The organism is Bacteroidota bacterium, assembly GCA_016721765.1.
In the GTDB taxonomy this organism is placed as follows: Bacteria; Bacteroidota; Bacteroidia; order UBA4408; family UBA4408; genus UBA4408.
The window spans coordinates 1,212,241-1,235,852 of the sequence record JADKHO010000001.1 but is presented as its reverse complement, the minus strand read 5'-3'; the positions used below and the strand labels follow the sequence as shown (position 1 = coordinate 1,235,852).

2 protein-coding genes (1 of these 2 running past the window's edge) are annotated in these 23,612 nt (G+C 43.8%); both read right to left on the bottom strand.

Going from position 1 to position 23,612, the window contains the following annotated elements:
* Positions 1-4,039, bottom strand: the start of a protein-coding gene (locus tag IPP32_04290; GenBank protein ID MBL0047301.1) for a tandem-95 repeat protein. Its footprint begins 19,016 nt before the window's first position; only the first 4,039 of its 23,055 coding nucleotides appear in the window; its start codon is at positions 4,037-4,039; its stop codon lies off the left edge, out of view.
* Entirely contained in the window at positions 3,945-23,612 is a 19,668-nt protein-coding gene (locus tag IPP32_04285) for a hypothetical protein (GenBank protein ID MBL0047300.1), read from the bottom strand. Before IPP32_04285 ends, IPP32_04290 begins: the two co-directional genes overlap by 95 nt.

The window sequence follows — 23,612 nt, the reverse complement described above, 5'->3', positions numbered from 1 at the left end:
TTCCGTTGGTGATCGTCCAAACAAATGTATTTACACCAGTACTTAATCCGGTCACACCACTTGTTGGTGAACTTGGTGTAGTTACTACTCCTGTTCCAGCTGTTACTGTCCATGATCCGGTTCCAACTACTGGAGTGTTCGCTGCTAGTGTTGCAGTCGGGCTGCAGATCGTTTGATCAATACCTGCATTGGATGTAGTTGGTAATTGATCTACATTGATAGTGATCGCATCAGCACTTGGAGTACATGTTCCATTGGTAATGGTCCATGTGAAAGTATTTACTCCGGTACTTAATCCGGTCACACCGCTTGTCGGTGAACTCGGTGTAGTTACTACTCCTGTTCCTGCTGTTACGGTCCATGCTCCGGTTCCGATTGCTGGTGTATTTGCTGCTAGTGTTGCTGTTGGGCTACAAATCGTTTGATCGATTCCTGCATTGGATGTCGTTGGTAACTGATCAACATTGATAGTGATAGCATCTGTGCTTGGTGTACATGTTCCGTTGGTAATGGTCCATGTGAAAGTGTTTACTCCTGTTGTTAATCCTGTCACACCACTTGTGGGTGAACTCGGTGTAGTTACTACTCCTGTTCCTGCTGTTACGGTCCAAGCTCCGGTTCCTATTGTTGGAGTATTGGCGGCAAGTGTTGCTGTTGGGCTACAAATAGTTTGATCGATGCCTGCATTGGATGTAGTTGGTAATTGATCAACATTAATAGTAATCGCATCGGTACTTGGTGTACAAGTTCCGTTAGTAATGGTCCAAACAAATGTATTTACTCCTGTTGTTAAGCCTGTCACACCACTTGTTGGTGAACTTGGTGTAGATACTACTCCTGTTCCTGCTGTTACTGTCCAAGCTCCGGTTCCTACTGTTGGAGTATTGGCTGCTAATGTTGCTGTTGGTGAGCAGATAGTTTGATCGATTCCTGCATCTGCTACAGTTGGTAACTGATCAACATTTATAGTGATTGCATCTGTACTTGGTGTACAAGTTCCGTTGGTAATTGTCCAAACAAATGTGTTTACTCCTGTTGTTAATCCGGTTACTCCTGAGTTTGGATCTAATGGATCAGTTACAGTTGCAGTTCCTGCTGTTACGGTCCAAGCTCCGGTTCCTATTGCTGGTGTGTTGGCTGCTAATGTTGCTGTTGGACTACAGATTGTTTGATCGATTCCTGCATCCGCTACCGTCGGTAATTGGTCAACATTTATAGTTATCGCATCTGCACTTGGTGTACATGTTCCGTTGGTAATGGTCCAAACAAATGTATTTACGCCAGTACTTAATCCGGTCACACCACTTGTTGGTGAACTCGGTGCAGTTACTACTCCTGTTCCTGCAGTTACGGTCCAAGCTCCGATTCCTACGGTTGGTGTATTGGCTGCTAGTGTTGCTGTTGGTGAACAAATTGTTTGATCGATGCCTGCATTGGATGTCGTTGGTAATTGATCAACATTAATAGTAATCGCATCGGTACTTGGTGTACATGTTCCATTGGTAATTGTCCATGTGAAGGTATTTACCCCTGTTGTTAAGCCTGTTACTCCTGAGTTTGGATCTAATGGATCAGTTACGGTTGCAGTTCCTGCAGTTACTGTCCATGCGCCGGTTCCTACCGTTGGTGTGTTTGCTGCTAATGTTGCAGTTGGGCTGCAAATAGTTTGATCGATTCCTGCATTGGATGTCGTTGGTAACTGATCAACATTGATAGTGATCGCATCTGTGCTTGGTGTACAAGTTCCGTTAGTAATGGTCCAAACAAATGTATTTACTCCTGTTGTTAAGCCTGTCACACCACTTGTTGGTGAACTTGGTGTAGTTACTACTCCTGTTCCAGCTGTTACTGTCCAAGCTCCGGTTCCTACTGTTGGAGTATTGGCGGCAAGTGTTGCTGTTGGGCTACAAATAGTTTGATCGATGCCTGCATTGGATGTAGTTGGTAATTGATCAACATTAATAGTAATCGCATCGGTACTTGGTGTACATGTTCCATTGGTAATGGTCCATGTGAAAGTATTTACTCCGGTACTTAATCCGGTCACACCGCTTGTCGGTGAACTCGGTGTAGTTACTACTCCTGTTCCTGCTGTTACGGTCCATGCTCCGGTTCCGATTGCTGGTGTATTTGCTGCTAGTGTTGCTGTTGGGCTACAAATCGTTTGATCGATTCCTGCATTGGATGTCGTTGGTAACTGATCAACATTGATAGTGATAGCATCTGTGCTTGGTGTACATGTTCCGTTGGTAATGGTCCATGTGAAAGTATTTACCCCAGTTGTTAAGCCTGTCACTCCTGAGTTTGGATCTAATGGATCAGTTACAGTTGCAGTTCCTGCAGTTACCGTCCATGCGCCGGTTCCGATTACCGGAGTGTTTGCTGCTAATGTTGCTGTTGGGCTACAAATAGTTTGATCGATACCTGCATTGGATGCTGTTGGTAATTGATCAACATTAATAGTAATCGCATCGGTACTTGGTGTACAAGTTCCGTTAGTAATTGTCCAAACAAATGTATTTACACCTGTTGTTAATCCTGTCACACCACTTGTTGGTGAACTTGGTGTAGTTACTACTCCTGTTCCGGCTGTTACTGTCCATGCTCCCGTTCCTACTGTTGGAGTGTTTGCTGCTAATGTTGCTGTTGGGCTACAAATAGTTTGATCGATACCTGCATTGGATGCTGTTGGTAATTGATCAACATTAATAGTTATCGCATCTGTACTTGGTGTACAAGTTCCGTTAGTAATGGTCCAAACAAATGTATTTACTCCTGTTGTTAAGCCTGTCACACCACTTGTTGGTGAACTTGGTGTAGTTACTACTCCTGTTCCAGCTGTTACTGTCCAAGCTCCGGTTCCTACTGTTGGAGTATTGGCGGCAAGTGTTGCTGTTGGGCTACAAATCGTTTGATCGATGCCTGCATTGGATGTAGTTGGTAATTGATCAACATTAATAGTAATCGCATCGGTACTTGGTGTACATGTTCCATTGGTAATGGTCCATGTGAAAGTATTTACTCCGGTACTTAATCCGGTCACACCGCTTGTCGGTGAACTCGGTGTAGTTACTACTCCTGTTCCTGCTGTTACGGTCCATGCTCCGGTTCCGATTGTTGGAGTATTGGCGGCAAGTGTTGCTGTTGGGCTACAAATAGTTTGATCGATGCCTGCATTGGATGTCGTTGGTAATTGATCAACATTAATAGTAATCGCATCGGTACTTGGTGTACATGTTCCATTGGTAATTGTCCAAACAAATGTATTTACACCTGTTGTTAATCCTGTCACACCACTTGTTGGTGAACTTGGTGTAGTTACTACTCCTGTTCCGGCTGTTACTGTCCATGCTCCCGTTCCTACTGTTGGAGTGTTTGCTGCTAATGTTGCTGTTGGTGAGCAGATAGTTTGATCGATGCCTGCATCCGCTACCGTCGGCAATTGATCAACATTAATAGTAATCGCATCGGTACTTGGTGTACATGTTCCATTGGTAATTGTCCATGTGAAAGTATTTACCCCTGTTGTTAAGCCAGTTACTCCTGAGTTTGGATCTAATGGATCAGTTACGGTTGCAGTTCCTGCAGTTACTGTCCATGCGCCGGTTCCAATTGCTGGTGTGTTCGCTGCTAATGTTGCTGTTGGTGAGCAGATAGTTTGATCGATGCCGGCATCTGCTACTGTTGGTAACTGATCAACATTGATAGTGATTGCATCTGTGCTTGGTGTGCAAGTTCCGTTAGTAATTGTCCATGTGAAAGTATTTACCCCTGTTGTTAAGCCTGTTACTCCTGAGTTTGGATCTAATGGATCAGTTACGGTTGCAGTTCCTGCAGTTACTGTCCATGCGCCGGTTCCTATGGCTGGTGTGTTCGCTGCTAATGTTGCTGTTGGTGAGCAGATAGTTTGATCGATGCCGGCATCTGCTACTGTTGGTAATTGATCAACATTTATAGTTATCGCATCTGTGCTTGGAGTACAAGTTCCGTTTGTAATTGTCCAAACAAATGTATTTACGCCTGTTGTTAAGCCTGTCACTCCTGAGTTCCGGATCTAATGGATCAGTTACGGTTGCAGTTCCTGCAGTTACTGTCCATGCGCCGGCTCCTACTGCTGGTGTGTTGGCTGCCAATGTTGCTGTTGGTGAGCAGATAGTTTGATCGATGCCTGCATCCGCTACCGTCGGCAATTGATCAACATTGATAGTGATCGCATCAGCACTTGGAGTACATGTTCCGTTTGTGATAGTCCATGTGAAAGTGTTTACTCCTGTTGTTAATCCTGTCACACCACTTGTGGGTGAACTCGGTGTAGTTACTACTCCTGTTCCTGCTGTTACTGTCCAAGCTCCGGTTCCTATTGTTGGAGTATTGGCGGCAAGTGTTGCTGTTGGGCTACAAATAGTTTGATCGATGCCTGCATTGGATGTCGTTGGTAATTGATCAACATTAATAGTAATCGCATCGGTACTTGGTGTACATGTTCCATTGGTAATTGTCCATGTGAAAGTATTTACCCCTGTTGTTAAGCCAGTTACTCCTGAGTTTGGATCTAATGGATCAGTTACGGTTGCAGTTCCTGCGGTTACGGTCCAAGCTCCGGTTCCGATTGCTGGTGTATTTGCTGCTAGTGTTGCTGTTGGGCTACAAATCGTTTGATCGATTCCTGCATTGGATGTCGTTGGTAACTGATCAACATTGATAGTGATCGCATCTGTGCTTGGTGTACAAGTTCCGTTAGTAATGGTCCAAACAAATGTATTTACTCCTGTTGTTAAGCCTGTCACACCACTTGTTGGTGAACTTGGTGCAGTTACTACTCCTGTTCCGGCAGTTACGGTCCATGTTCCGGTTCCTACTGTTGGTGTATTCGCTGCAAGAGTTGCTGTTGGACTACAAATAGTTTGATCTATACCTGCATTGGATGTAGTTGGTAATTGATCAACATTGATAGTAATCGCATCGGTACTTGGTGTACATGTTCCGTTTGTGATAGTCCAAACAAATGTATTTACGCCTGTTGTTAAACCGGTTACGCCACTTGTCGGTGAACTCGGTGTAGTTACTACTCCTGTTCCGGCAGTTACGGTCCATGTTCCGGTTCCTACTGTTGGTGTATTCGCTGCAAGTGTTGCTGTTGGACTACAAATAGTTTGATCTATACCTGCATTGGATGTAGTTGGTAATTGGTCAACATTGATGGTGATTGCATCAGCACTTGGAGTACATGTTCCGTTGGTGATAGTCCATACAAATGTATTTACGCCTGTTGTTAAACCGGTTACGCCGCTTGTCGGTGAACTCGGTGTAGTTACTACTCCTGTTCCTGCTGTTACGGTCCAAGCTCCGGTTCCGATTGCTGGTGTATTTGCTGCTAGTGTTGCTGTTGGGCTACAAATCGTTTGATCGATTCCTGCATTGGATGTCGTTGGTAACTGATCAACATTGATAGTGATCGCATCTGTGCTTGGTGTACAAGTTCCGTTAGTAATGGTCCAAACAAATGTATTTACTCCTGTTGTTAAGCCTGTCACACCACTTGTTGGTGAACTTGGTGTAGTTACTACTCCTGTTCCTGCTGTTACGGTCCAAGCTCCGGTTCCTACTGTTGGAGTATTGGCGGCAAGTGTTGCTGTTGGGCTACAAATAGTTTGATCGATGCCTGCATTGGATGTAGTTGGTAATTGATCAACATTAATAGTAATCGCATCGGTACTTGGTGTACATGTTCCATTGGTAATGGTCCATGTGAAAGTATTTACTCCGGTACTTAATCCGGTCACACCGCTTGTCGGTGAACTCGGTGTAGTTACTACTCCTGTTCCTGCTGTTACTGTCCAAGCTCCGGTTCCTACTGTTGGAGTATTGGCGGCAAGTGTTGCTGTTGGGCTACAAATAGTTTGATCGATGCCTGCATTGGATGTAGTTGGTAATTGATCAACATTAATAGTAATCGCATCGGTACTTGGTGTACATGTTCCATTGGTAATGGTCCATGTGAAAGTATTTACTCCGGTACTTAATCCGGTCACACCGCTTGTCGGTGAACTCGGTGTAGTTACTACTCCTGTTCCTGCTGTTACGGTCCATGCTCCGGTTCCGATTGCTGGTGTATTTGCTGCTAGTGTTGCTGTTGGGCTACAAATCGTTTGATCGATTCCTGCATTGGATGTCGTTGGTAACTGATCAACATTGATAGTGATAGCATCTGTGCTTGGTGTACATGTTCCGTTGGTAATGGTCCATGTGAAAGTATTTACCCCAGTTGTTAAGCCTGTCACTCCTGAGTTTGGATCTAATGGATCAGTTACAGTTGCAGTTCCTGCAGTTACCGTCCATGCGCCGGTTCCGATTACCGGAGTGTTTGCTGCTAATGTTGCTGTTGGGCTACAAATAGTTTGATCGATACCTGCATTGGATGCTGTTGGTAATTGATCAACATTAATAGTAATCGCATCGGTACTTGGTGTACAAGTTCCGTTAGTAATTGTCCAAACAAATGTATTTACACCTGTTGTTAATCCTGTCACACCACTTGTCGGTGAACTCGGTGTAGTTACTACTCCTGTTCCGGCTGTTACTGTCCATGCTCCCGTTCCTACTGTTGGAGTGTTTGCTGCTAATGTTGCTGTTGGGCTACAAATAGTTTGATCGATACCTGCATTGGATGCTGTTGGTAATTGATCAACATTAATAGTAATCGCATCGGTACTTGGTGTACATGTTCCATTGGTAATGGTCCATGTGAAAGTATTTACTCCGGTACTTAATCCGGTCACACCGCTTGTCGGTGAACTCGGTGTAGTTACTACTCCTGTTCCTGCTGTTACGGTCCATGCTCCGGTTCCGATTGTTGGAGTATTGGCGGCAAGTGTTGCTGTTGGGCTACAAATAGTTTGATCGATGCCTGCATTGGATGTCGTTGGTAATTGATCAACATTAATAGTAATCGCATCGGTACTTGGTGTACATGTTCCATTGGTAATTGTCCAAACAAATGTATTTACACCTGTTGTTAATCCTGTCACACCACTTGTTGGTGAACTTGGTGTAGTTACTACTCCTGTTCCGGCTGTTACTGTCCATGCTCCCGTTCCTACTGTTGGTGTATTCGCTGCAAGTGTTGCTGTTGGACTACAAATAGTTTGATCTATACCTGCATTGGATGTAGTTGGTAATTGGTCAACATTGATGGTGATTGCATCAGCACTTGGAGTACATGTTCCGTTGGTGATAGTCCATACAAATGTATTTACGCCTGTTGTTAAACCGGTTACGCCGCTTGTCGGTGAACTCGGTGTAGTTACTACTCCTGTTCCTGCTGTTACGGTCCAAGCTCCGGTTCCGATTGCTGGTGTATTTGCTGCTAGTGTTGCTGTTGGGCTACAAATCGTTTGATCGATGCCTGCATTGGATGTCGTTGGTAATTGATCAACATTAATAGTAATCGCATCGGTACTTGGTGTACATGTTCCATTGGTAATGGTCCAAACAAATGTATTTACTCCTGTTGTTAAGCCTGTCACACCACTTGTTGGTGAACTTGGTGTAGTTACTACTCCTGTTCCAGCTGTTACTGTCCAAGCTCCGGTTCCTACTGTTGGAGTATTGGCGGCAAGTGTTGCTGTTGGGCTACAAATAGTTTGATCGATGCCTGCATTGGATGTAGTTGGTAATTGATCAACATTAATAGTAATCGCATCGGTACTTGGTGTACATGTTCCATTGGTAATGGTCCATGTGAAAGTATTTACTCCGGTACTTAATCCGGTCACACCGCTTGTCGGTGAACTCGGTGTAGTTACTACTCCTGTTCCTGCTGTTACGCTCCATGCTCCGGTTCCGATTGCTGGTGTATTTGCTGCTAGTGTTGCTGTTGGGCTACAAATCGTTTGATCGATTCCTGCATTGGATGTCGTTGGTAACTGATCAACATTGATAGTGATAGCATCTGTGCTTGGTGTACATGTTCCGTTGGTGATCGTCCAAACAAATGTATTTACACCAGTACTTAATCCGGTCACACCACTTGTTGGTGAACTTGGTGTAGTTACTACTCCTGTTCCGGCTGTTACTGTCCATGATCCGGTTCCAACTACTGGAGTGTTCGCTGCTAGTGTTGCAGTCGGGCTGCAGATCGTTTGATCAATACCTGCATTAGCTACTGTTGGATTTTCATTAAACGTGATTGTAACATCATCAAAACTATCTGAACATGGAGGATTACTAATTGTCCATCTCAAAACATACGTGATTCCAAGAGTTCCTGTAAATATTGCTGTTGGATCAGAATTCAAACTAAAACTGCCTCCTGCACCACTGACAATCGACCAAATCCCACTTCCAATCAAAGGCGTATTTCCTGTAAGGAAAGTTGAGTTGATTCCACAGAGATTGATTTGATCAGCACCCGCATTTGCTAATGCGGGTGTCGCTGTGACTGTAACTTCGATATCATCAAAACTATCTATGCAAGGAGCATTAGAAATTGTCCAGCGAAATGTGTTTACTCCTAGTGACAAACCACTTACAGATGATAACGGAGAATTAATCGCAGTAAATGCTCCTGTTCCAGTTATAACTGTCCACGTACCAATTCCTATTACTGCATTGTTAGCAGCCATAGTTGCTGAGTTTCCGCAAATTATTTGATCACTTCCTGCATTTGATGTGGTTGGATTATTATTAAATGTAATTGTTACATCATCTGTGCTGCTAGTACAAGGTGCATTGGCAATTGTCCATCTCAATACATAAGTAGTTCCGAGTGTGCCAGTGAAGGTTGTTGCAGGATCTGTATTAAGTGCAAAGCTTCCTCCCGCTCCTGATATGATTGACCAAGTTCCGGTTCCTACCGTAGGGGTATTTGCTGCAAGTGTGGTACTTGTTACACCACAAAGGTTCGTTTGATCTGCTCCAGCATTTGATGTGGTTGGATTATTATTAAACGTAATTGTTACATCATCCGTTGAGCTGGTACAAGGTGCATTAGCAATCGTCCATCTTAATACATAAGTTGTTCCAAGTGTTCCTGTGAAGGTAGCTGCCGGATTGGTGTTTAAACTAAATGAACCTCCAACGCCACTTATTATGGTCCATGTTCCTGTGCCTAAGGTTGGTGTGTTAGCTGCAAGTGTTGTACTGGTTACTCCACAAAGATTGGTTTGATCAGCTCCTGCATTGGCTGTTGTTGGATTATTATTGAAGGTAATCGTTACATCATCCGTACTGCTTGTACAAGGTGCATTCGCAATCGTCCATCTTAATACATAAGTAGTTCCGAGTGTTCCTGTGAAGGTGGTAGCTGGATCTGTGTTAAGCGCAAAACTTCCTCCCACTCCACTTATGATTGTCCATGTTCCTGTGCCATTTGTTGGTGCGTTTGCTGCAAGTGCGGTTGAGGTTACTCCACAAAGATTCGTTTGATCAGCTCCTGCATTTGAAGTTGTTGGGTTATTATTAAAAGTAATTGTTACATCATCTGTACTACTGGTACAAGGTGCATTGGCGATTGTCCATCTCAATACATATGTTGTTCCGAGTGTTCCGGTGAAGGTTGCTGCAGGATTGGTGTTTAAACTAAATGAACCTCCAACACCAGATATGATTGACCATGTTCCTGTTCCTATTGTTGGGGTATTTGCTGTTAAGGTAGTTGAGGTTACACCGCAAAGATTCGTTTGATCCGCTCCTGCATTTGACGTGGTTGGATTATTATTAAATGTAATTGTTACATCATCGGTACTACTTGTACAAGGTGCATTGGCGATTGTCCATCTCAATACATAAGTAGTTCCGAGCGTTCCTGTGAAAGTCGCTGCCGGATTGGTGTTTAAACTAAATGAACCTCCAACGCCACTTATAATAGTCCAGGTTCCTGTTCCTACGGTTGGTGTGTTGGCTGCAAGTGCGGTTGATGTTACTCCACAAAGATTGGTTTGATCAGCTCCTGCATTGGCGGTTGTTGGATTATTATTAAAGGTGATGGTTACATCATCAGTGCTGCTGGTACAAGGTGCATTGGCGATTGTCCATCTTAATACATATGTTGTCCCTAAAGTTCCGGTGAAAGTTGTTGTCGGATCTGTGTTAAGTGCAAAGCTTCCACCTGCTCCAGATATGATTGACCAAGTTCCTGTTCCTACAGTTGGGGTATTTGCTGCAAGTGTTGTACTTGTAACTCCACAAAGATTTACTTGATCCGCTCCTGCATTTGATGTGGTTGGATTATTATTAAAAGTAATTGTTACATCATCCGTTGAGCTGGTACAAGGTGCATTAGCAATCGTCCATCTCAATACATATGTTGTTCCTAAAGTTCCGGTGAAAGTTGTTGTCGGATCTGTATTAAGTGCAAAGCTTCCTCCCGCTCCAGATACGATTGACCAAGTTCCTGCTCCTACGGTTGGTGTGTTGGCTGTAAGTGCGGTTGAGGTTACTCCACAAAGATTGGTTTGGTCTGCGCCGGCATTGGCTGTTGTTGGATTATTATTAAAAGTAATTGTTACATCATCCGTTGAGCTGGTACAAGGTGCATTGGCTATTGTCCATCTTAATACATAAGTTGTTCCAAGTGTTCCGGTGAAGGTGGTAGCTGGATCTGTGTTAAGTACAAAACTTCCTCCCACTCCACTTATGATTGTCCAAGTTCCAGTTCCTACTGTTGGAGTGTTGGCTGCAAGTGTTGTTGAAGTTACTCCACAAAGATTTACTTGATCTGCTCCTGCATTTGAAGTGGTTGGATTATTATTAAAAGTAATGTTTACATCATCTGTACTACTTGTACAAGGTGCATTGGCAATCGTCCATCTCAATACATAAGTGGTTCCGAGTGTTCCTGTGAAGGTCGCTGCCGGATTGGTATTTAAACTAAATGAACCGCCAACTCCACTGATGATTGTCCATGTTCCTGTGCCATTTGTTGGAGCGTTTGCGGCAAGTGTTGTACTGGTTACGCCACAAAGATTTACTTGATCCGCTCCTGCATTGGCGGTAGTTGGATTATTATTAAAGGTAATTGTTACATCATCCGTTGAGCTGGTACAAGGTGCATTAGCAATCGTCCATCTTAATACATAAGTTGTTCCGAGTGTTCCGGTGAAGGTCGCTGCAGGATTGGTGTTTAAACTAAATGAACCGCCTACTCCACTAATGATTGTCCATGTTCCTGCTCCTACGGTTGGTGTGTTGGCTGCAAGTGTTGTTGATGTTACGCCACAAAGATTTACTTGATCTGCTCCTGCATTTGAAGTGGTTGGATTATTATTAAAAGTAATGGTTACATCATCTGTACTACTTGTACAAGGTGCATTAGCAATCGTCCATCTCAATACATAAGTGGTTCCGAGTGTTCCGGTGAAGGTGGTAGCTGGATCTGTGTTAAGTGCAAAACTTCCTCCCACTCCAGATACGATTGACCAAGTTCCTGCTCCTACGGTTGGTGTGTTGGCTGCAAGTGTTGTTGAAGCTACTCCACAAAGATTTACTTGATCTGCTCCGGCATTAGCTGTTGTTGGATTATTGTTGAAGGTGATGGTTACATCATCCGTTGAGCTGGTACATGGTGCATTGGCGATTGTCCATCTTAATACATATGTTGTCCCTAAAGTTCCGGTGAAAGTTGTTGTCGGATCTGTATTAAGTGCAAAGCTTCCTCCCACTCCGCTTATGATTGTCCAAGTTCCTATTCCATTGGTTGGAGCGTTTGCAGCAAGTATTGTACTGGTTACACCACAAAGATTGGTTTGATCAGCTCCTGCATTGGCGGTTGTTGGATTATTATTAAAAGTAATGGTTACATCATCTGTACTACTGGTACAAGGTGCATTGGCGATTGTCCATCTCAATACATAAGTTGTTCCGAGCGTTCCGGTGAAGGTGGTAGCTGGATCTGTGTTAAGTACAAAACTTCCTCCCACTCCACTTATGATTGTCCAAGTTCCAGTTCCTACTGTTGGAGTGTTGGCTGCAAGTGTTGTTGAAGTTACTCCACAAAGATTTACTTGATCTGCTCCTGCATTTGAAGTGGTTGGATTATTATTAAACGTAATGTTTACATCATCTGTACTACTTGTACAAGGTGCATTGGCAATCGTCCATCTTAATACATAAGTTGTTCCTAATGTTCCGGTGAAGGTCGCTGCAGGATTGGTATTTAAACTAAATGATCCTCCCACTCCGCTTATTATGGTCCAAGTTCCTATTCCATTGGTTGGTGCGTTTGCTGCAAGTGTTGTACTTGTTACACCACAAAGATTGGTTTGATCAGCTCCTGCATTGGCGGTTGTTGGATTATTATTAAAGGTAATTGTTACATCATCCGTTGAGCTGGTACAAGGTGCATTAGCAATCGTCCATCTTAATACATAAGTTGTTCCGAGTGTTCCGGTGAAGGTCGCTGCAGGATTGGTGTTTAAACTAAATGAACCGCCTACTCCACTAATGATTGTCCATGTTCCTGCTCCTACGGTTGGTGTGTTGGCTGCAAGTGTTGTTGAAGCTACTCCACAAAGATTTACTTGATCTGCTCCGGCATTAGCTGTTGTTGGATTATTGTTGAAGGTGATGGTTACATCATCCGTTGAGCTGGTACATGGTGCATTGGCGATTGTCCATCTTAATACATAAGTTGTTCCGAGTGTTCCGGTGAAGGTTGCTGCAGGATTGGTATTTAAACTAAATGAACCACCAACTCCGCTTATAATAGTCCATGTTCCTGTGCCATTTGTAGGTGCGTTTGCAGCAAGTGTTGTTGATGTTACACCACAAATGTTCGTTTGATCTGCCCCTGCATTGGATGTTGTTGGATTATTATTAAACGTAATCGTTACATCATCCGTTGAGCTGGTACAAGGTGCATTAGCAATCGTCCATCTTAATACATAAGTGGTTCCGAGTGTTCCTGTGAAGGTGGTAGCTGGATCTGTGTTAAGTGCAAAGCTTCCACCTGCTCCAGATATGATTGACCATGTTCCTGTTCCTATTGCCGGTGCATTTGCTGTTAAGGTAGTTGAGGTTACACCGCAAAGATTCGTTTGATCCGCTCCTGCATTTGATGTGGTTGGATTATTATTAAATGTAATTGTTACATCATCCGCACTACTTGTGCAAGGTGCATTGGCGATCGTCCATCTTAATACATAAGTGGTTCCGAGTGTTCCTGTGAAGGTGGTAGCTGGATCTGTGTTAAGTGCAAAGCTTCCACCTGCTCCAGATATGATTGACCATGTTCCTGTTCCTATTGCCGGTGCATTTGCTGTTAAGGTAGTTGAGGTTACACCGCAAAGATTCGTTTGATCCGCTCCTGCATTTGATGTGGTTGGATTATTATTAAATGTAATTGTTACATCATCCGCACTACTTGTGCAAGGTGCATTGGCGATCGTCCATCTTAATACATAAGTGGTTCCGAGTGTTCCTGTGAAAGTGGTAGCTGGATCTGTGTTAAGTGCAAAGCTTCCACCTGCTCCAGATATGATTGACCAAGTTCCTGTTCCTACTGTTGGGGTATTTGCTGCAAGTGCGGTACTTGTTACACCACAAAGGTTCGTTTGATCTGCTCCTGCATTTGCTGTGGTTGGATTATTATTAAATGTAATTGTTACATCATCGGTACTGCTGGTACAAGGTGCATTGGCAATTGTCCATCTCAAAACATAAGTAGTTCCGAGCGTTCCGGTGAAGGTGGTAGCTGGATCTGTGTTAAGTGCAAAACTTCCTCCCACTCCAGATACGATTGACCAAGTTCCTGCTCCTACGGTTGGTGTGTTGGCTGCAAGTGTTGTTGAAGCTACTCCACAAAGATTTACTTGGTCTGCTCCGGCATTAGCTGTTGTTGGATTATTGTTGAAGGTGATGGTTACATCATCCGTTGAGCTGGTACATGGTGCATTGGCGATTGTCCATCTTAATACATATGTTGTCCCTAAAGTTCCGGTGAAAGTTGTTGTCGGATCTGTATTAAGTGCAAAGCTTCCTCCCACTCCGCTTATGATTGTCCAAGTTCCTATTCCATTGGTTGGAGCGTTTGCAGCAAGTATTGTACTGGTTACACCACAAAGATTGGTTTGATCAGCTCCTGCATTGGCGGTTGTTGGATTATTATTAAAAGTAATGGTTACATCATCTGTACTACTGGTACAAGGTGCATTGGCAATTGTCCATCTCAATACATAAGTTGTTCCGAGTATTCCGGTGAAGGTCGCTGCAGGATTGGTGTTTAAACTAAATGAACCGCCAACTCCACTTATTATGGTCCATGTTCCTGTGCCATTTGTTGGTGCGTTTGCAGCAAGTGTTGTTGATGTTACACCACAAAGATTTACTTGATCTGCCCCTGCATTTGATGTGGTTGGATTATTATTGAAAGTAATCGTTACATCATCCGTACTACTTGTACAAGGTGCATTGGCAATCGTCCATCTTAATACATAAGTAGTTCCAAGTGTTCCTGTGAAAGTGGTAGCTGGATCTGTGTTAAGTGAAAAGCTTCCACCTGCTCCAGATATGATTGACCAAGTTCCTGTTCCTACTGTTGGGGTATTTGCTGCAAGTGTGGTACTTGTTACGCCACAAAGGTTCGTTTGATCTGCACCTGCGTTTGCTGTTGTTGGATTATTGTTGAAGGTGATGGTTACATCATCCGTTGAGCTGGTACAAGGTGCATTAGCAATCGTCCATCGCAATACATAAGTTGTTCCAAGTGTTCCTGTGAAGGTTGCTGCCGGATTGGTGTTCAAACTAAATGAACCCCCAACTCCAGATATGATTGTCCAAGTTCCAGTTCCTACTGTCGGTGTGTTGGCTGCAAGTGCGGTTGATGTTACTCCACAAAGGTTCGTTTGGTCTGCTCCTGCATTTGATGTGGTTGGATTATTATTAAACGTAATTGTTACATCATCCGTTGAGCTGGTACAAGGTGCATTAGCAATCGTCCATCTCAATACATAAGTTGTTCCTAATGTTCCGGTAAAGGTCGCTGCAGGATTGGTGTTTAAACTAAATGAACCGCCTACTCCACTAATGATTGTCCATGTTCCTGTGCCATTTGTTGGAGCGTTTGCCGCAAGTGTTGTGCTGGTTACGCCACAAAGATTTACTTGATCCGCTCCTGCATTTGATGTGGTTGGATTATTATTAAAAGTAATTGTTACATCATCTGTACTACTGGTACAAGGTGCATTGGCGATTGTCCATCTTAATACATAAGTTGTTCCGAGTATTCCGGTGAAGGTCGCTGCAGGATTGGTGTTTAAACTAAATGAACCACCAACTCCGCTTATAATTGTCCAAGTTCCGGTTCCTACTGTAGGTGAGTTAGCTGCAAGTGTTGTACTTGTTACTCCGCAAAGATTTAATTGATCCGCTCCTGCAATTGATGTGGTTGGATTATTATTAAAAGTAATTGTTACATCATCTGTACTACTGGTACAAGGTGCATTGGCGATTGTCCATCTCAATACATAAGTTGTTCCGAGTGTTCCGGTGAAGGTCGCTGCAGGATTGGTATTTAAACTAAATGAACCACCAACTCCGCTTATAATAGTCCATGTTCCTGTGCCATTTGTAGGTGCGTTTGCTGCAAGTGTTGTGCTGGTTACGCCACAAAGATTTACTTGATCTGCGCCTGCATTGGATGTTGTTGGATTATTATTAAATGTAATCGTTACATCATCCGTACTACTTGTACAAGGTGCATTGGCAATCGTCCATCTCAATACATATGTTGTTCCAAGTGTTCCTGTGAAGGTTGCTGCAGGATTGGTATTTAAACTAAATGAACCACCAACTCCACTTATTATGGTCCATGTTCCTGTGCCATTTGTTGGTGCGTTTGCAGCAAGTGTTGTTGATGTTACACCACAAAGATTTACTTGATCTGCCCCTGCATTTGATGTGGTTGGATTATTATTGAAAGTAATCGTTACATCATCCGTGCTGCTAGTACAAGGTGCATTGGCAATCGTCCATCTTAATACATAAGTGGTTCCAAGTGTTCCTGTGAAGGTTGCTGCAGGATTGGTATTTAAACTAAATGAACCACCAACTCCGCTTATTATGGTCCACGTTCCTGTGCCATTTGTTGGTGTATTTGCTGCAAGTGTTGTGCTGGTTACTCCGCAAAGATTTACTTGATCTGCGCCTGCATTTGATGTGGTTGGATTATTATTAAAAGTAATTGTTACATCATCTGTACTACTGGTACAAGGTGCATTGGCGATTGTCCATCTTAAAACATAAGTAGTTCCAAGTGTTCCTGTGAAAGTGGTAGCTGGATCTGTGTTAAGTGCAAAGCTTCCTCCCACTCCGCTTATTATGGTCCACGTTCCTGTGCCATTTGTTGGTGTATTCGCTGCAAGTGTTGTTGAGGTTACACCGCAAAGATTCGTTTGATCCGCTCCTGCATTTGATGTGGTTGGATTATTATTAAAAGTAATTGTTACATCATCTGTACTACTGGTGCAAGGTGCATTGGCGATTGTCCATCTTAAAACATAAGTAGTTCCAAGTGTTCCTGTGAAGGTAGCTGCCGGGTTGGTATTTAAACTAAATGAACCACCAACTCCGCTTATAATAGTCCATGTTCCTGTGCCATTTGTTGGAGCGTTTGCTGCAAGTGTTGTGCTGGTTACGCCACAAAGATTTACTTGATCTGCGCCTGCATTTGATGTGGTTGGATTATTATTAAAAGTAATTGTTACATCATCTGTACTACTGGTGCAAGGTGCATTCGCAATCGTCCATCTCAATACATATGTTGTTCCAAGTGTTCCTGTGAAGGTTGCTGCAGGATTGGTATTTAAACTAAATGAACCACCAACTCCGCTTATAATAGTCCATGTTCCTGTGCCATTTGTTGGTGCGTTTGCAGCAAGTGTTGTTGATGTTACACCACAAAGATTTACTTGATCTGCCCCTGCATTTGATGTGGTTGGATTATTATTGAAAGTAATCGTTACATCATCCGTGCCGCTAGCACAAGGTGCATTGGCAATCGTCCATCTTAATACATAAGTAGTTCCAAGTGTTCCTGTGAAAGTGGTAGCTGGATCTGTGTTAAGTGCAAAGCTTCCACCTGCTCCAGATATGATTGACCAAGTTCCTGTTCCTACTGTTGGGGTATTTGCTGCAAGTGTGGTACTTGTTACGCCACAAAGGTTCGTTTGATCTGCACCTGCGTTTGCTATTGTTGGATTATTGTTGAAGGTGATGGTTACATCATCCGTTGAGCTGGTACAAGGTGCATTAGCAATCGTCCATCGCAATACATAAGTTGTTCCAAGTGTTCCTGTGAAGGTTGCTGCCGGATTGGTGTTCAAACTAAATGAACCACCAACTCCAGATATGATTGTCCAAGTTCCAGTTCCTACTGTCGGTGTGTTGGCAGCAAGTGTTGTGCTTGTTACGCCACAAAGATTTATTTGATCTGCACCTGCGTTCGAGGTGGTTGGATTATTATTAAATGTAATAGTTACATCATCCGTACTATTTGTACAAGGTGCATTGGCAATCGTCCATCTTAATACATAAGTGGTTCCGAGTGTTCCGGTGAAGGTCGCTGCAGGATTGGTGTTTAAACTAAATGAACCTCCAACGCCACTTATAATAGTCCAGGTTCCTGTGCCATTTGTTGGAGCGTTTGCCGCAAGTGTTGTGCTGGTTACGCCACAAAGATTTACTTGATCTGCGCCTGCATTTGATGTGGTTGGATTATTATTAAAAGTAATTGTTACATCATCTGTACTACTGGTACAAGGTGCATTGGCGATTGTCCATCTTAAAACATAAGTAGTTCCAAGTGTTCCTGTGAAAGTGGTAGCTGGATCTGTGTTAAGTGCAAAGCTTCCTCCCACTCCGCTTATTATGGTCCACGTTCCTGTGCCATTTGTTGGTGTATTCGCTGCAAGTGTTGTTGAGGTTACACCGCAAAGATTTACTTGATCCGCTCCTGCATTTGATGTGGTTGGATTATTATTAAATGTAATCGTTACATCATCTGTGCTGTTGGTACAAGGTGCATTGGCGATTGTCCATCTCAATACATAAGTTGTTCCGAGTGTTCCTGTGAAGGTCGCTGCCGGATTGGTGTTTAAACTAAATGAACCTCCAACGCCACTTATAATAGTCCAGGTTCCTGTTCCTATGGTTGGTGTGTTTGCTGCAAGTGTTGTTGATGTTACTCCGCAAAGATTTACTTGATCCGCTCCTGCATTTGAAGTTGTTGGATTATTATTAAAAGTAATTGTTACATCATCCGTTGAACTGGTACAAGGTGCATTAGCAATCGTCCATCTCAATACATAAGTGGTTCCGAGTGTTCCTGTGAAGGTCGCTGCCGGATTGGTATTTAAACTAAATGAACCGCCAACTCCACTGATGATTGTCCATGTTCCTGTGCCATTTGTTGGAGCGTTTGCGGCAAGTGTTGTACTGGTTACGCCACAAAGATTTACTTGATCCGCTCCTGCATTCGCGGTAGTTGGATTATTGTTGAAGGTGATGGTTACATCATCGGTTGAGTTACCACAAGTTAAGGTAGAAATTGTCCAGCGCAAAACATAAGTTGTACCTGCTGTTCCACTAAAATTTGAGGTTGCGCTTGCGGTATTTGCAAATGACCCACCGGTGCCACTAATAATAGACCATGCTCCGGTACCAATTGTTGGAGTGTTGGCAGTTAAAGCCACAATTGTTAATCCACAAGTTGACAACCCTGTTTGATCTGCTCCAGCGTTGGCTGTTGTAGGATTCGCAGCCAAAGTAACATTTACATCATCGGAAGAGGTACATCCAGAAGAAGTTCGTGTTCTGGTCCATCTTAAAACATAGCTAACTCCACTTGTTCCTGTATAATTAGAGCTTGAGGAAGTTGCATTAGAAAAAGAACCTGCTGGTGAACCCGAAACAATAGTCCATAACCCGGTATGACCTCCTCCTGGACCATTGCCATTCAGAGCAGTGGTAACAGTACCACAAGCAGTTGTGATATCCGTGCCAGCATTTGCATTATTAGCAAGTTGAAGTATATTAATGGCAACATCATCTGTGCTCGTGCAACCACCGTTTGTAATTGTCCACCTTAAAACATAATTGGTATTTGAAGTTCCGGTAAAAGTTGTTGTTGGATTAGAGGCAAGGGCAAAACTGCCACCTGCACCTGATACAATACTCCATGCTCCTGTTCCTACCAAAGGAGTGTTGGCAGCTAAAACAACATTTAATAAACATACACTTTGGTCAGTGCCCGCATTTGAAGCTGTTGGGGCCGTATTAAAATTAATATCAACGTCATCTGTAACTGTTGGACAAGAAGGTGTGGTCACCGTCCATCTTAACGTATAAGATGTACCGGCTGCTCCTGTAAAAGTAGAAGAGGCACTGGATGCATTAGAAAAGGAACCACCAACACCGCTAATTACTGTCCAAGCACCAACAGAAGGAAGAGTTGGATTATTGGCGGCTAACGTTGTATTTGTTCCACAAATATTCTGGTCGGGCCCCGCGTTAGCAGTTATTCCTGTTGAAAGCGCGATGCTTACATCATCTGTACTTGCTGTACAGGGAGCGTTTGCAATGGTCCAACGTAAAACATAGGTAACACCCGCGGTTCCGGTAAAGGTAGCTGTTGGATTGGTGTTTAAGCTAAAGCTTCCACCCGCTCCACTAATTATACTCCAAGTACCTGTTCCAATTATGGGTGTATTCGCACCAAGCACAACACTTGTTAAACAACTTGATTGATCGCTTCCGGCATTAGACGTAGTAGGGTTTTGGTTAAATGTTATAAGCACATCATCTGTGCTGGAAGCACAGCCTGTTGAAATTGTCCAACGAAGTGTGTAAGCACTTCCGGCCGTACCCGAAAATGTCGTATTTCTTACTGCCGCATTTGCAAAAGAACCACCGGTTCCGGATACTATTGTCCAGGCTCCTACTCCGCTGGTTGGATTATTTGCCGCAAGTGTTACACTGGTGAGCCCGCAAGTTGCAGCTGCAGTTTGGTCTGGTCCGGCATTGGAAGTGGTTGGCGCAGTTGCAAACGATATTGCTACATCATCCTGAGAGTTAAAACAAGGACTGTTATTTATACTCCATCTTAAGGTGTAGGATGTTCCGGCTGTTCCAGTGAAGGTAGACGTTTCACTATTCACAGAAGTTACCGCACCTCCCGCACCGGCAATTATTGACCATGTTCCGGTTTTAGGTGAAGCACTGTTTGCAGCCAGAGTAGCTGATGTTCCACAAACACTCGCTTGGTCAGGTCCGGCGTTTGCCGTTATCTGTGCATTAAAAGTTATATTAACATCATCAGAGCTAGACCCACAAGCATTTGTTAAAGTCCATCTAACCACATAAGCAGTTCCCGACACTCCCGTGAGGGTTGTATTATAAGCAGTTGCATCCGCAAAAGAACCACCTGCCCCGCTTACAATTGTCCATAATCCGGTAGATCCCGAAGGAACGTTACCGGCCAAAGTCAATGTTGTTACTGTACAGGTTAATCCGTTTGTTTGATCGGGGCCTGCATTGGCAGTTGGAGTATTGGGTAGAATAATGGTAACATCATCAGTCGATGTACCACAGGTTGTACTGGTAATTGTCCATCTCAATACATAAGTTCTTCCTGCTGTTCCGGTAAACGTTGCACTTGGATTAGTAGCTAATGAAAAACTTCCGCCGGTCCCGGAAATTACGGACCATGCCCCTGTATTTGATCCTGTTGGACTATTTGCTGCAAGCGTTGCAGTAGTCGCATTGCATGGTCGTGTTTGGTCAGGACCTGCATTTGCTGTATTGGGTTGAGTTGGAAAGGTTACAACAACATCATCAGTTGAACTCGCACAGGGTGCATTAGAAATAGTCCACCTTAAGGTATATGCTGTTGCAGATGAACCGCTAAATGTTGATGTCGGCGAATTTAGTGATGCAATAGTACCTCCAGCTCCACTAATTATACTCCATGTCCCAGTGCCTATGGTTGGTGTATTTCCGGCAAGTGAAGCACTCAATCCACACAAAGTTGCTCCACTCTGATCTGGTCCTGCGTTTGCAGCTGGAGAAGGATTAGCAACTAAGTTAATTACAACATCGTCAGAAGAAGTACAACCGGAAGCAGTCCTTGTTAATGTCCATCTTAAAGTATAAGATACCCCTGCGGTTCCATTAAAGGTAGTATTGTTTGTTGTATTCGATACAAATGAACCTCCAACACCCGAAACAACTGTCCATAAACCGGTATGTCCAACTGATGTATTTCCTGCCAATGTAGCACTTGCAGCACATACACTTTGGTCGGGACCGGCATTTGAAGCTGTTGCGGCTGCTCCTAAACTGAAAGAAATTAAAACATCATCAAATGTGGTTCCGCACGGAACTCCAGCTGTTATGGTCCATCTAAGTGTATAGCTTGAACCTGCAACGCCTGTAAATGTTGAGGTAGGTGAACTTGGTGTGGTTACACTTCCGCCCACACCGGCAATAATCGTCCATAAACCAGCTCCTATTTGTGGATTATTTGCTGCTAAAGTGGCTGTAGTTCCACAAAGACCTAAAGTTTGGTCGGGGCCGGCAGCTGCACTATTACAAACCCTAACGTCTTCATTACTTGAGGAAGCAGAATTGTAATTCGATCCGCCAACGGTTCCACCAACTGAATAAGTTCCACCCGGACTTACTGTTGCACTACCTACAGTTCTGGTAGGGTCCGTAAACGAAACTGTTGCAGGATTTTGAAACAATCCATTGTTAACCAATGCTGAATATGCTGCTGTAAAAGTAAGTGTTACACTGGCCCCTCCGGGAATTGTGAATGAACCCCAAGCCGGAGCAGTTGAGCCAACTGTTGGATTTGTAGTACTTGGACGAGTGGCCGGTATGGTGCCCCCAAGAACAACTGAACTCGTTCCATTAAATGTTATGGTACCGGAAGTGGGGGTAGGTAAATTATCAGAAATTGTTACTCCTGCAGCAGCACCGGCTCCTGCGGCATTTGAAACCACTATTTCGTAGGTAGCATTTGCTAAAGGGTCAATTGGTCCGGGTGTTGATGTTGATTTTGTTACTGTAAGTACAGGCAAACATGCTGACCCACTTACACCATTAGGAATGTTATCATTTGATGCACTAAAATTGGCAAATCCAACTGTACTGGCTTGCGCACCATAAACGTTTCCAGAAAAAGTAACTCCATTTGTTCCTTGAGCAGTTGATGAGCCTGCTGAAATTGTACCGTTGGAATATATTACGCCGCCGCCACCGCCGCCGCCGGGACCATGATCGGCACCACCACCTGTATTAGAACCACCATCACCGCCACGCGCTGTCACCGTTATATTTGCTAATCCAGCAGTATTTGCCGCTGTAAAAATTACTGAACCTCCTGCACCGCCCCCACCACTTGCATCATTGCTGGGAGTCATACCTGGAGCTACTCCATCAGCATTTATATTTCCAGTTCCTGACACTGAACCTGTTCTCAACATAACAATCCCACCTCCGGCACCTCCGCTGGATGCAAACCCTGAACCTGGTGTACCTGTTCCATTATTTGAAGTGCCCGCTCCGGCACCTCCACCCATAACTAATCGGCTATTCGCTACAGATGCAAATGCTGCTCCGCCATCGCCACCCGGTATGGGTGCATTATTCCAAGCGTTACCCCCACGACCTCCAGCACTAAAATTTCCGCCACCACCACCACCGGAGTTTTGATCATTTGAGGTTGGATTACCATCTGTTCCGCCTCCACCGGCATTTCCGGGAGCGCCTCGGCCATAGCTACCCAATGGGTAACCTTCAACTGTGTTATCCAATAAAGCTCCTGCATTGTTTAAATACCTTGGCGTTCCAGCAATACCCTCCCCTTTAGAACCATTGGCATTTTGAGTTGCAAGGGTAATATAATCCGTATTAAAAGTTCCGGCAGCTCCTCCCAATTGTCTACCTCCCCCTCCTCTAAATCCTCTGCCTGCTACACTGATTGTAAAACCTGCAAAATTCATATTCCCCGAAACATCCATTGCAAATACTCCACCTTTGGCGCCATCCCAGGCCTGAGTTGTAATATTTCCGGTAAGTGTTACGCTTGAATATTGTGGTACGCGAATTACTTGAAATCTATAATTCCCATAATAGGGTGCTGAAGCTGTACTTGCATTTTTGCTTACATAATAATTGGTTAATGGGTTTTGCAAATTCAATGTTCCTCCGGCAGCGGTAACTGTATTTGTTGCAATTCCATATTCATATTTTCCTGCAATATAATCTGTACCTGAAGTAGAATTTCCAGCACCCGGAATACCCGCGACACCATCCCCATAGGAATTTAAATTTGAAGTATTAATCCTAACCCCTTGCATCTGGATAATTAACACCAAGTCACCTGCGGTAATAGAAGTTCCACTTGTTGCCCCCAATGCAATTGAGCTTGCTCCTGCAGCTACCGAATCGGGTACTGCCGAAGGGAAATATGTATTAACGCTAGCACTTGGCGTTGCCGGTCCATCAGACCCAGGCAAACCACATATTTGCGCTAAGGTTCTTGTGGATAAAAATAATAGGGTGCTGAAAAGTAGAAATGTTTTCGGTAGTAGACGTGTAATTTTCAAGCTCAT

What these genes read in the sequence shown, in the direction of transcription:
- IPP32_04285 (MBL0047300.1), bottom strand. Translation starts at nt 23,612, where the DNA reads ATGAGCTTGAAAATTACACGTCTACTACCGAAAACATTTCTACTTTTC.